Origin of the sequence: Pontiella sulfatireligans (assembly GCF_900890705.1) — a bacterium.
Classification (GTDB): domain Bacteria; phylum Verrucomicrobiota; class Kiritimatiellia; order Kiritimatiellales; family Pontiellaceae; genus Pontiella; species Pontiella sulfatireligans.
This window is the reverse complement of sequence record NZ_CAAHFH010000001.1, coordinates 1,634,706-1,647,019: the sequence shown is the minus strand read 5'-3', so window position 1 is coordinate 1,647,019 and position 12,314 is coordinate 1,634,706. Positions and strand designations below refer to the sequence as shown.

Sequence of the window (12,314 nt, the reverse complement as noted above, 5' to 3'; positions counted from 1 at the left end):
TAGATATGAGGACGAAAAAAACAACGGCGATTTTGTTGATGATTGGCGCGGGGATTTGTCTCGCGGACCAACCCAATATTTTATTCATCATGTCTGACGACCACGCGTCGCAGGCGGTGGGTGTTTACAATAGTCGGCTCGCGAAGCTGAACCCGACGCCGACGATCGATTCGATCGCGAACGAGGGTATGGTGATGGAAAATGCGTTTTGCCAAAATGCGATTTGCACGCCGAGCCGCGCTGCGATCATGACCGGACAGAGCGCGGCGGTGAATGGCTGCATTACGTTGCTCGAAACCCTTCCGCCGGAAAAACAATATCTTTCCATGGAGATGAAGAAGGCGGGCTATCAAACCGCAGTCATCGGCAAGTGGCACCTGAAGGCGCGGCCCTCGACATTCGACTACTACAAAGTGCTGCCCGCGCAAGGCTTATACTTTGATCCGATTTTCTTTGAGACGGGAAAAGTCGGGACGATTCGCGGAAAAAATAACAAGAAACGTGGTCCTGATGCGGTTCGAATGAAAGGCCATTCGTCGGACTGTATTGCTGACTCGGCGCTCGAGTGGTTTAAGACGAAGCGTGATCCGAAACAACCGTTTTTCCTGAAGCTTCACTTCAAAGCGCCGCACGACATGTTTGAATATGCGCCGCGTTATGAATCCTACTTGGCGGATGTTGAAATTCCAGAGCCGGACAATATGCGTGACCGCAAGAACCATGGATCGATTGCCACGCGCGGCCATAACGACGAACTGGTTCCCTACATTGGAACGTCGATTGGTCGCCGCAATCCGCGCCGCAACTATACGAAGAGCGGGGCGTGGTCTAGGGTTCGGGATACGAAGAGCGGGGCGTGGTCTCGGGTTCTGGATCAGTCGAAGTCCGACGAGGAAATCTTCGGCGATGCGTATCAGGGTTATTTGAAAGCGTATCTGCGCTGCGTGAAAGGGGTCGATGACAATTTGAAGCGGGTGGTTGACTACCTGAAGGCGGAGGGGCTCTACGATAATACCGTAATCATGTACACCGGAGACCAGGGCATGTATCTGGGGGAGCATGACTATCAGGACAAGCGCTGGGCGTATGAGGAGTCGATGCGGATGCCATTTATTGTGCGTTATCCAAAGTCGGTAAAAACGGGGCGCTCTAAAGCGATCGTGGAGAATATTGATTACGCGCCGACCATGCTGGATTTTGCGGGCGTCGCGACGCCGGACTATATGCACGGACAAAGCTTTAAACGCATTCTAGAAACCGGTGTGGAATCTGCGGATTCCAAGCAAGCGGCCTATTATCACTATTGGATGCACATGGCGCACCACGATAATCCGGCGCACATCGCGATCCGTACCAAGCGGTACAAACTCATTATGTTCTATGGCACCGGATACAAAGGTCAAACCGAGCCCACCACGCCTCCCGGCTGGGAACTTTACGACCTCAAGCTCGATCCGACCGAAGATAACAACGTTTACGATAATCCGGAATATGCGGGGGAGATTGAAAAGTTGAAAAAGCAGTTGAAAGCCCGCCGCGCCGAGCTGGGCGAGGACGATCCCAAGTTCGCGCTCAACCAAGTGATCGACGAGTTCTGGGACTACGACGAAGCGAATCGCGCCAAAGCGATTGAAATCTCCCACGCCATGCGTTCTAAAAAGGAATCAAAGAAATAATTCAAGCGCCGGAACTGAAGAATGGAATGATGAGGGCGATAGAAAAATGACGCGAAAATGACACTGTTTATTTTGAGTCTGAGTATGGATCTGACGGAGACCACGGGCGAATGGAAGTTGATTGATGGCACGGGCGGAGGCGGGAATAAAGAAACCTGGGACGCCGATAACAAGAGGTCGCTGACGATCAGACAGATTTGCGGAACGCCGCAGCAGCTTTTCAACCTGAAAAAAGATCCGGGCGAGCGCGTTAATCTATTAAGCGACCCGTCGTCCGAGGCTAGGGCGAAGGAACAGGAGCTCTACGAATTGCTCAACCGAATTCGCGGCGATAAGGCATGGGGCGTCGAAGGCTCCAGCAGCGTGCCGCGCTAAAGGATATTTTGAATGGCCCCATCCGCTCTTGAGCGGATGGGCGCTCATTTTTAAAAACAAGGAGGTGGATATGATACTGAAAAAAACAACGGCGATTTTACTGATGATTGGCGCGGGAATTTGTTTCGCGGACAAACCTAATATTGTAGTCATTCTGACCGATGATCAGGGCTACGGCCAAACGCCACTGTTTTCTCCGGAGTTGTATGAAAAACCCTTTGCGAGACAACAAAACACAGCACGATATGAGTGTCCTCCCGGTGCGGCGGAACAGGCGGCAAAAATCTCGATGCCGCATCTTCAGCGCTTGGCTGCCGATGGGGTGCGTTTTACAAATGCGCATGTGGCCTCCCCGATTTGCGGGCCGTCGCGCGCCGCGATTATGACCGCCCGCTATCCGCAACGGTTTGGTATCTATTGGAATGACGACATGCATAAAGGCGTGCCTTTGGATGAAGTTTTTATTCCTGAGTTATTCCAACAATCAGGCTATCGAACGGCCGTGATTGGAAAATGGCATGTTGGAGCACTTGTAAAGGAAAAGATCATGTCCGCCACGTCCCGGGATTATCATGACCAACGCATTGATCAGTGCGTGGCGGGTTATCATCCCTATGATCGCGGCTTTGACTATTTCTTCGGATATTACGGGGCTGGAGCGAGTCTCTATGATTCGCCGAGCTTGTTCCGCGGGAAGGATCTCGCCGAGGCGAAGGGGTGCCTGGTAGATCAGTTGACTGAAGAAGCCCTGAGCTTTGCGAGGACAGGGCGTGAAGCGCCATTCCTCCTGTATCTGGCTTACAATGTGCCGCATATCCCGCTGGAAGCTCGCATGCCGGAAAAATACCTAAAACGCTTCAACACCGGAAATGCGGAGGTGGATAACTACTATGCTTCTTTGGCGGCGGTGGATGACGGGATCGGACGACTGGTCGGCACCTTGGAAAAACAGGGGCGATTGGATAATACGTTGATTGTTTTCATGAGCGACAATGGGGCCGTAGTGGATTCCCCGCAGCCACTGAATGGCCGGTTTCGTGGGTACAAGAGTTTGTGTTCGGCCGGGGGAACACAGATCCCGATGGTGATGTGTTGGAAGAATAAACTGGAAGGCGGAACGGTATTTGACGGGCTGGCCTCGTCAATGGATGCTTTTGCTACGGCTTTGGATATCGCGAATATTCCAATTCCAACAACACTGCAACTGGATGGGAAGAGTCTGATCCCCATATTAACGAAGCAGACAGAACAGCTACCGCATGAAGTATTGTTTTGGGCGGGACCCGATTCCCCTTATTGGGGCGACTCCAATACTAATTTTTGGACGGGCTATTGGAACTATATTACGAGCAAACAGGATGAAATGCCTGTAAGCGGACGGAATACCGATGGCAGTTGGACGGTTCGGAAAGGGCCTTGGTCCTTGCAGTATACCCATCGCGATACGCGTCTTGCGCTATACCACATGGAAACAGATCCGGGGGAATCTATGGATGTAAGTCGGGCGCACCCGGAGACGGTTCAAGAGCTTAAATTAGCAGTCAAGAAATGGTATACCCCAATGAAGGAGCCCCTTTCATCTGTCAGCTGGAATACGAACCAATGGGAAAAACTTAGGGATAGCATGTGATTTCTTGTTCTCTAAAATAGAGTTTCCAAGGGGTCTTTTTTAATAAGTGGGTAAATAAAGGAATCGGATGATAAAAAATACGCTTACATTGCTCGTTGTATTATTAACCTTAACAACGGCTTTAACATTTGCCGGTGGCGGAGGAAAATACCACCCGGAACTTAAAACGAATCCTGACACACTGAAAGAATTTCAGGATTGGCGTTTTGGGATGTTTATACACTGGGGGCCCGTCACTTTAAAAGGCACCGAAATTGGATGGTCGCGTGGCCGAGAGGTTCCAACTGAAGAGTACGACGAACTCTATAAACAGTTTAATCCTGCACAATTCAATGCCGAGGAGTGGGTCTCAATCGTAAAAAATGCAGGGATGAAATACCTGGTGATTACGACGAAACATCATGATGGGTTTTGTCTTTGGCCTACCCAGCAGCGCCCGTGGATCAGTGCCGACAAGCAGTTGGATACACCCTACAGCATTGCACAGACCCCGTTTAAGCGCGATATCCTGCGCGAACTGGCCGATGCCTGCAAAAAAGAGGGCATTGCCTTTTGCACATATTATAGCGTTCCCGACTGGTATCATTATGATTGGACTCCCCGACGAGCCACCCGAGTATGGGAACCGACCGCCAGTGGAAAATCAGAAATCCTCGATTTCCGCCCGACGACCAACGCACAAATCATGCGCTATAACGACTTCATGAAACAACAGTGCAAAGAACTGATCGAAAGTTATCAGCCCCGCCTGATGTGGTTCGACAACGTTTGGCCTTATCCGCACGAAAACCAAGCTTGGACAGAAAAAGATGGCGCGGATATCTATGCCTACTTAAAAGGACTGGATGACAAATTAGTTATCAACAACCGACTCAATCGTCATACGCAAGGAAAGCTAAGTTGGGAAGAGAGAACTGGAGACTGGGACACTCCAGAAAAGAAGATGGGGAACTACTCTGAAACGCCTTGGGAGACGTGTGATACGATCTGCAATCAGTGGGCTTGGAAGGCAGATGACAACATGAAGTCATTTAAAACCAGCATGCAGATTCTGATAAATGCGGCCGGTGGAAATGGAAACTTTCTGTACAATGTTGGCCCCACTGCGGCAGGTATTATTGAACCCCGTCAGGCTTCGCGCTTGCGGGAAATGGGGGATTGGCTCAAGCAATACGGCGAAAGCATTTATGAGACCCACGGGGGTCCTTTCAAACCCCAGGGCAACGTGCTCTCTACCCGTAAAGGCCGGACGATCTATATCCACCTGCTGAATAGTGAAAAGCAGGCGCTCCTTCCGCTTTTAAGAAGTGAAATTCTGGAGTACGAAGTCCTGACGGGAGGAAATGTTGAACTAGGCACAGCAAAGGCAGGGAATACCAAAATCACGCTGGATGACAATGCGACTCGCGAAATTGATGCCATTGTTTGCTTAAAACTAAAGCAGTCCGCCATGGAAATTGAGGCCACGGAGTTTCTGACGTTTTAGACCGTATGACTGATCCCGGGGTTTCAATTCAGTAACGCCTGTTCCAGTCTACGGATTACTGACCGCCTGTGTTCTCTGTGAATTGGAATGCTCGGCAATGGGAAAAGCGTCGGGATAGCATGTGATTTCCTGTTCGGTCAAACAGAGTTGCCCAAGAAATGTATGCTTTTAATAGGCGGCGTGATTTGGACTGGGGCTCTTTTGCGGAACATGGGAACCTGTCGTTACGATGATAGGCGCACACTGTATTAAGTATGGAGGAATTACAAAATGGATTATGTTAAGCCTCGCGGGGCAATGAAAACGGGATGGACGATCCTTTTAGGTATGGGTCTAAGTGCATGGGGGGCCTTGGGGGGGCAGGACGTCCGCACGTTCGCGCAAGATGTCAAACTGTTGGCGCAACAGACGGATGTGATTGTGCTCGGACGTGAGGAACGGCAGATTGCGGTGGTGCCGCAGTATCAGGGCCGGGTGATGACGAGTACGCTCGCGGGGGGCGCGGGGATTGGGTTTGGTTGGATTAATCACGCGTTGGTGGCGCGGGGAATTCAACCCGAATCGGCGCGGGGTGGTTTGGAGCAGCATATTCACGTGTTCGGCGGAGAAGAACGTTTTTGGATCGGCCCGGAGGGCGGTCAATATTCCGTGTTTTTTAGCCCGAAAACTCTAGCGTATGACTTTGAATCTTGGAAGACGCCTTCGCTGATTGATACCGAGCCGTTCGAGGTGTCTTCCCATAGTCCCGATTCCGTCAGCTTTACAAAAAAGGGTCAATTGACGAATAAGGCGGGGTTCTGTTTTGAACTCAGAATCGAGCGAACGGTTTCATTGTTAAATCAGGAGATGTTGGGGAAAATTCTGCCGGTGCTGGAATCCAAGGTGATGCAGTTTGTTGCGTTTAAAACGGAAAACAAGCTGACCAATATTGGGCAGGCTCCCTGGGTTCAGGATACCGGTCTCCCGTCTATTTGGTTGTTGGGTATGCTGAAGCACAGTCCAGACAGTGTGGTGGTTATCCCTTTTCAAGCCGATGCCTCCGGGCCGGTGGTGCGTAGCGATTATTTTGGAGCGGTCGATGAAACCCGCCTTAAGCAGGTGGGCCAGACCATTTTTTTCAAGGCGGACGGGGCGTATCGATCTAAGATTGGAATTCCGCCCAATCGGGCAACACCCATTGCGGGATCTTATGATGCGACGCAGGGTGTGCTGACGCTGATTCACTATGCCCTGCCAGAGAATGCGGCGTCACAACCGTATGTGAAGTCGCAATGGGAGGATCATGAACGTCCATATGATGGGGATGTAATCAATGCATATAATGATGGAGCTCCCGCTCCGGATGTGGCTCCGCTTGGGCCATTTTATGAGTTGGAATCATCGAGTCCGGCCTTGGCTCTTGCGCCGGGACAGTCGTATACCCACGCGCAGACCACACTCCATATAAAGGCATCCCCAGAGGTGCTTGATACGATTATGCGAGAACTGTTGGGATGCACTTTAGCGCAGGCTAAAACCGTTTTTACGAAGTGAGATAAAAAATAGAATATGAGGAGAAGGAGAGTATGAAAAAACGAATGATTCTTGGAGTTATTTTATTAAGTGGGGTTTTTGCCTGCGCGGCGGATACGGTTACGTTTGAAACGCTTTTGCAGGAAATGGCCGATCCTCAGGCGCAGGCCACTTGGCCGGAACATGAATATAAATCGTTGCAGGCGAGCAGTTATAACCGGGCATCGGTGACACCGGATGATCCGCGCGGTTGGTTTGCCAACCGTGATAATGGGTTTGATCTCGGGAAAGAAATGGTTGGGGATCGTACGGAAGCCATCATGATGCAGCATGAGGGTCCGGGGGTGATTACTCGTATTTGGACTCCATTTTTTTATAAAAGTTTTAAAAACCGGGTCGGTCAGACCGTTCGGATTTATCTGGATGGAGAAGCGGAGCCCACGATTACTGCAAACCTGATTGAGCTGGTTTCAGGCACAGGAGATATCAAGGCTCCGTTTTCCCAGTTTACGTGTCGTGCTGGGGATCTGTACTTACCTATCCCTTTTGAGAAGGGCTGCAAGATTACCATTGAGGATAAGGCCTTCTATTACATTGTGAATTATCGCGCCTATACGGATTCATCGTTGACCGTGGAGACCTATCGGCCGGAGTTTCTGGAAAAATATGCGTCGATTTTAAAAACACTGGGCCATAAAATTCAGAATCCACAGCCCGGCGTCTCGTCTGCCCCGGCGGAGTTCGAGACAAAAATTGCACCGGGAGCAGAGAAGAATTTGAACCTTCCGTCCGGAGCGAATGCAATTACACAACTGACCTTTTCTCTGGAAGCGGAGGATCTTGTCCAAGCCTTACGTTCTACCGTGGTGGAAGCCTCGTTCGACGGGGAGACCACCATCTGGTGCCCGTTAGGCGATTTCTTTGCCAACGTGAACAGCATTCGCCCCTACAAGATGCGGGACCGAGAGGTGCTGGAAGACGGAACCATGATTTGCCGCTGGGTGATGCCGTATCAAACCTCCGCCCAGATTAAGTTGCATAATCTAGGTGCACAGCCTGTGTCTGCGAAGGTATCTGTATGCGTTCAGCCTAAAGCGTGGAGTGCTGATTCGATGTATTTTCATGCGAACTGGTGGACGGGAGAACCGCTTCCGCCGCGTCCGGTTCAGGATATGAATTTCATTGAGATTCAAGGGAGGGGAGTTCATGTCGGCGATAATCTGATTGTACTCAACCCGCATTGGCGTTGGTGGGGAGAAGGCGATGAGAAGATCTATGTCGATGAAGATTTGGACCGGAGGTTTCCCTCGCAGTATGGAACGGGTACTGAAGATTATTATGGATGGGCCGGTGGTTGCCTGCCGACTCGGGCCGATGAGTTTTCTTCGCCTTTTCTGGCTAACGTTCGGGTCGGCGGCGAGAAACATCCGGACAAGAAGGAGCTCGGGACGCATGGATATAATATTTGTACCCGTGCCCGGGCTTTAGACGCCACGCCGTTTAAAGAACAGTTCCGGTTCGATATGGAAGCATTTAATATGATCAGCAGCCCAGAGGCCTTCTTGCAGTATGCGCTCGTCACCTTCTGGTATGGTTCGCCGGGAGCGACGCACAACCGGCCGCCGCTGCCGGAAGCCGCCCGCGCACCGGTTCCCCAGGCAAAAGATGTTGCCGCGTTTGCGGAAAAGAACATGGGGCGAAGCGTCGGAGTTCATCGGATCGCTAATGCCATTGAGTTTGAGGGCATCAACGAATACCAGAAACCAGCAACGATCACGCCTGCGGTCCATAAGATTAAGGAGCAATATGCGCCGAGTCGCTTCAACAACGACACGTTCTTTTTCCTCAAAGGCGCGAAGAGGGGGGACGAAATGACCTTCATCCTGAATGAACAATATAAAAACCGGTCAATCGTCCTGTATCCGGTTACGTCTTGGGATTTCGGAATTCTGGATATTTATGTAAACGACCAGCTCGTGGTCGCCAGCTGGGATGGCTACAGCGCCAAGCCTGCAGCGGGGAATCCAATTGATCTCGGAGAGCAAGCTCCAGATGAGACTCTTTTTCGGATTAAATTCAAAGTTACGGGTCAGAACCCTGCCTCGAAGAATAGTTTTTTTGGAATGGATTGCCTTACGCTTCGTGAGGTGAAGAACTAGTACTCCGTCATTAAATGAATGGGGTATATGCGGAAACAAATGCGCGGCGGGAAATCAGTATAAATGGCATGATCCGATCTCGGGTTGGCTGCCTGCGGAATCCTGTCGCGCCTACCGCATATGACCAACCATGCCAGCCCTACAATTTCCCAAATGGAGCCCGCCTGTGAGTTGCAGAATAGGCAGTTGATTTATTGCTGAATGGTACCGGTCCAATGACCTGACACCCAAAACCCCGCCCTCCGCGGAGAGCGGCGGAGGCTCTCCGCCCGGGCGCGCGGCGCGCGCCCTTCCAAAAAACCGAAGGGTTAACCCTTCGGATTCAAATAAGCGGTATGCTGGTCTGCTCGCTCTTCTGTGTTTTTAAGCCCCCGAATTTTTCGATTTTGAATAAGGACCGAGACCGGAATAGCCCGGGTTGCAATATGTCGTACATTCTATAGATAGAGGAGGGGTGTGAGCGCGGGAAATAGACCCAAAATCGGGCCGTTGTTGAAGGTGGAGCGGCGGAAGACGGGGATTGCGCAGGCTACGATTAGCCGTATGGGAAGTGGCGATCTAAACTTTCGGGTCGGCACGTTAGAAAGTTATTGAAGGGGTGCGTCATTGGAAAATAGGCGGCTCAGTGATCGATTGGATCGTTTTTATAGCGGCCGCTCCCTTCTCTTCAGAAAAGCGCATCACGGGCCAGGCCACCGCAATCATGGGCTCTGTTGGGGCTTCGGAAAAGCCGTAGCAGGCGAGAGCGATCATTCCAGGAACGGATTCTTCCCGGTTCCACGCCACGCCTGTACGACGGATTGATTCAAGCTCTTTTGCAAAATCAGGACATTCCCTGCTCCATTCTTCCGCTAGATCTGGCCGCTTGCTGAGCACCAGCTTCCCAAGGGCATTATGGCGTAGATTGTGGCGTGTGACGGGGGCGGGGGCTACTCGAATCTGGTGGTCGGATTCAATATAGTCTACGTGAACCACGCCATTTCCTTCCTGAATACCTATTAATACTAGCTCGCCAATTTCACAGTGAAGTGTTTCCAGTGTTTTGCGATAACGGGTTTTGAAGTGGCCATACCGATTGATCTGTGCCCAGTCATTAAAGGCAGGAGTACAACAAAGCTGCTTGTCCTTTTTTTCCACCAGACCGTATTCGATCAGGGTGTTGAGAACACGAACCACGGTCGATCGCGGTAAATTCATGGTTTCTATAAGTGCGGGAAGCGTTGTTCTTTCCGTTTGTCTTGCAAGAACGGAGAGAATATCCAGTGCTTTAATCAATGATGTCGATCGATCCATGTAAACCTCACGTTATGACAGGAATAGCGTTAAGTACGACGCCAATATATTCTTTTTATCCCGAGCGTCAATGATATCCTGCTTGCGAAATTTAGACGGAGACGTGGGATGATTTGGAAAGATGATGATCAGTTGTTTGAGTTGTGCAGAAGCGAACTGTATTCCGCGGTGATTGGCGATGTAATGGATATCATGGGGTATACGCACCAGTTTCTTCCGCAACAGATTCAGCCTTTGCGGGATGATATGATCGTGGCCGGCCGGGCCATGCCGGTGTTGGAAGCGGATGATGATGGTGGCGAAGGACCCGGGAGAGTCAGTGAGATGCTTAATCAGCCATTTGGCCTGATGCTGCGGGCGTTGGATGATCTGAAGAAAAATGAGGTATATATTTGTTCCGGGGCCTCGCTGGACTATGCGCTATGGGGAGAACTTATGAGCACCTGTGCAATGAACCGAGGAGCGGCAGGCGCGGTGGTGGACGGCTATTCCCGGGATACACGTGGTATTCTGAATTTGAATTTTCCGGTCTTTTCGCAGGGCCGTTACGCACAGGATCAGCGGCCACGCGGAAAAGTGATTGATCTGCGATGCACCATTAAAATGGGGGCGGTAGCGGTTGCTCCCGGAGATATTATTTTCGGGGATATGGATGGGGTTTGTGTGATCCCGAAGGCCATCGAAAAAGAAGTGCTGGAGGCCGCTTGGGAAAAAGCGCATGGCGAGAAACGTGTTTTTGAAGCCATTAAAGGGGGACTGGGCGCGCAAGCCGCCTGGGATGAGTTCGGTATTCTATAGGAACCGACTTGATCGGTGTAAAAAGGTGGAATGCAGAACGGTTTGTTTGGTTTTAAGACTAGAGGGAAGGGCGTGATATGAAAATTACTAAAGTGAAAGTTTGGCTGGTTGAGGGGGTTAAATACAACTGGACCATGCTCAAGGTTTATACCGACGAAGGGCATACCGGCGTAGGCGAGGCGACCAACTGGCCGGGCAGCCCGATCATCGAGGCCGCCGCTCGGCATGTCGGCGAGCGTGTGGTTGGGTTGGATCCGATGCAGACGGATTTTATCTGGACGAAGCTATATAGAGATTTGAATTGGATCGGCCCGTTCGGCGCAAGTATGTGCGCGATTAGTGGGCTTGATATGGCGTTGCTTGACCTGAAAGGTAAAGTGCTCGGTGTGCCGTGCTACGAGCTGCTGGGAGGAAAGTTCCGTGATCGCATCCGGCTTTATGCCAACTATTGGTTTACCGGGGGAGGCCACAATGAATCGGACTATGCTGCGCAGGCATTGAAAGTAAAAGAGACCGGTTTTAAGGGGCTAAAATTTGATCCCTTCGCCCACACGAACTATCTCTACGGCGAAGATCTTTCGGGCAACCTTGAGTTGACGCTGGAGGAGCAGGATCGAGCATTCGACGTCACGCGAGCGGTTCGTGATGCCATTGGTCCCGAGATGGATATGATGATTGAAACCCATGCCATGCTGAATACCCAGACAGCGCTCACCATGGCTAAGCGGCTCCTGCCGCTGGGAGTGACTTGGTATGAAGAACCGGTCGGACCCGAAAATGTAAATACCCTTAAGGCCATGCGAGATCGGTTGCCGCCTGAGATACCGATTTGTGTCGGAGAACGCCACTATACCCGCCATGGCTTTCGCCCCGTGCTCGAAAATCATTTGTGCGACGTCATCATGCCAGACATCACCCGCTGTGGCGGCCCGTCCGAGATGAAGCGTATCGCCACGATGGCCGAGGCCTATGGAACTCCGATTGCTCCGCATAATCCCAACGGGCCATTGAGTACGCTGGCGAGCGCGCATGTGTGTGCATCGATTCCGAACTTTTTCCGCTGCGAGTTCATGTTTAACGATGTTCCCTGGCGCGACGAGGTCATTACCCATCCGCTGGATGTTCGTGATGGATTCTTGCATCTTTCAGATCGACCCGGGCTCGGCGTGGATCTGGTGGAGGAAGAACTGGAAACCCACTCTGGAATCAATGCGTTGGATGAAAGAGAAAACTTTTATGTTTAGGAACGGCGGTTCTCTTATCAACCTGTTTTGGCAGGGTTTGCGCCGGGTAAGGTCTAAATTTAAGGGTTTGGGTACATCAAAATGCCGTCTGCGCACAGAAATTATGATCCTTGGTTAGACGGATTTAGGCAGTTGTGTCTC

General features: G+C 51.2%; 9 protein-coding genes. 8 read left to right on the top strand and 1 reads right to left on the bottom strand.

What is annotated here, in order from left to right; genetic code table 11:
• The first annotated feature begins 5 nt into the window (after positions 1–5).
• The 6 genes from SCARR_RS05605 to SCARR_RS05580 all read left to right on the top strand — a co-directional run bounded on the left by SCARR_RS05605 (position 6) and on the right by SCARR_RS05580 (position 8,838).
• Positions 6–1,676, top strand: a complete 1,671-nt coding sequence (locus SCARR_RS05605; protein ID WP_136060521.1) for a sulfatase family protein — start codon at positions 6–8, stop codon at positions 1,674–1,676.
• 57 nt (positions 1,677–1,733) lie between these two features.
• Positions 1,734–2,051 (top strand): hypothetical protein, encoded by a 318-nt coding sequence (locus tag SCARR_RS05600; protein WP_136060520.1) that lies wholly within the window; start codon positions 1,734–1,736, stop codon positions 2,049–2,051.
• Positions 2,052–2,121: 70 nt separating this feature from the next.
• The gene (locus SCARR_RS05595) at positions 2,122–3,681 is read left to right on the top strand and encodes a sulfatase-like hydrolase/transferase (protein WP_136060519.1); all 1,560 of its coding nucleotides are present in this window, start codon (positions 2,122–2,124) and stop codon (positions 3,679–3,681) included.
• A gap of 67 nt (positions 3,682–3,748) precedes the next feature.
• Positions 3,749–5,167 (top strand): alpha-L-fucosidase, encoded by a 1,419-nt coding sequence (locus SCARR_RS05590; protein ID WP_136060518.1) that lies wholly within the window; start codon positions 3,749–3,751, stop codon positions 5,165–5,167.
• 270 nt (positions 5,168–5,437) lie between these two features.
• Complete coding sequence (locus SCARR_RS05585; protein WP_222846190.1) at positions 5,438–6,700, top strand: DUF6786 family protein; 1,263 nt, start codon at positions 5,438–5,440, stop codon at positions 6,698–6,700.
• 32 nt (positions 6,701–6,732) lie between these two features.
• On the top strand, positions 6,733–8,838 hold the full coding sequence (locus SCARR_RS05580) for a glycoside hydrolase family 172 protein (RefSeq protein WP_136060517.1): 2,106 nt from the start codon (positions 6,733–6,735) through the stop codon (positions 8,836–8,838).
• A gap of 603 nt (positions 8,839–9,441) precedes the next feature.
• Here SCARR_RS05580 and SCARR_RS05575 read toward each other — a convergent pair.
• Complete coding sequence (locus tag SCARR_RS05575) at positions 9,442–10,131, bottom strand: IclR family transcriptional regulator (protein WP_136060516.1); 690 nt, start codon at positions 10,129–10,131, stop codon at positions 9,442–9,444.
• Between the two features lie 108 nt (positions 10,132–10,239).
• Here SCARR_RS05575 and SCARR_RS05570 point away from each other — a divergent pair, with 108 nt between their 5' ends.
• Both SCARR_RS05570 and SCARR_RS05565 read left to right on the top strand, forming a co-directional pair.
• Positions 10,240–10,929, top strand: a complete 690-nt coding sequence (locus SCARR_RS05570) for an RraA family protein (protein WP_136060515.1) — start codon at positions 10,240–10,242, stop codon at positions 10,927–10,929.
• Positions 10,930–11,006: 77 nt separating this feature from the next.
• Entirely contained in the window at positions 11,007–12,173 is a 1,167-nt protein-coding gene (locus SCARR_RS05565; protein WP_136060514.1) for a mandelate racemase/muconate lactonizing enzyme family protein, read from the top strand.
• Positions 12,174–12,314: the final 141 nt, after the last annotated feature.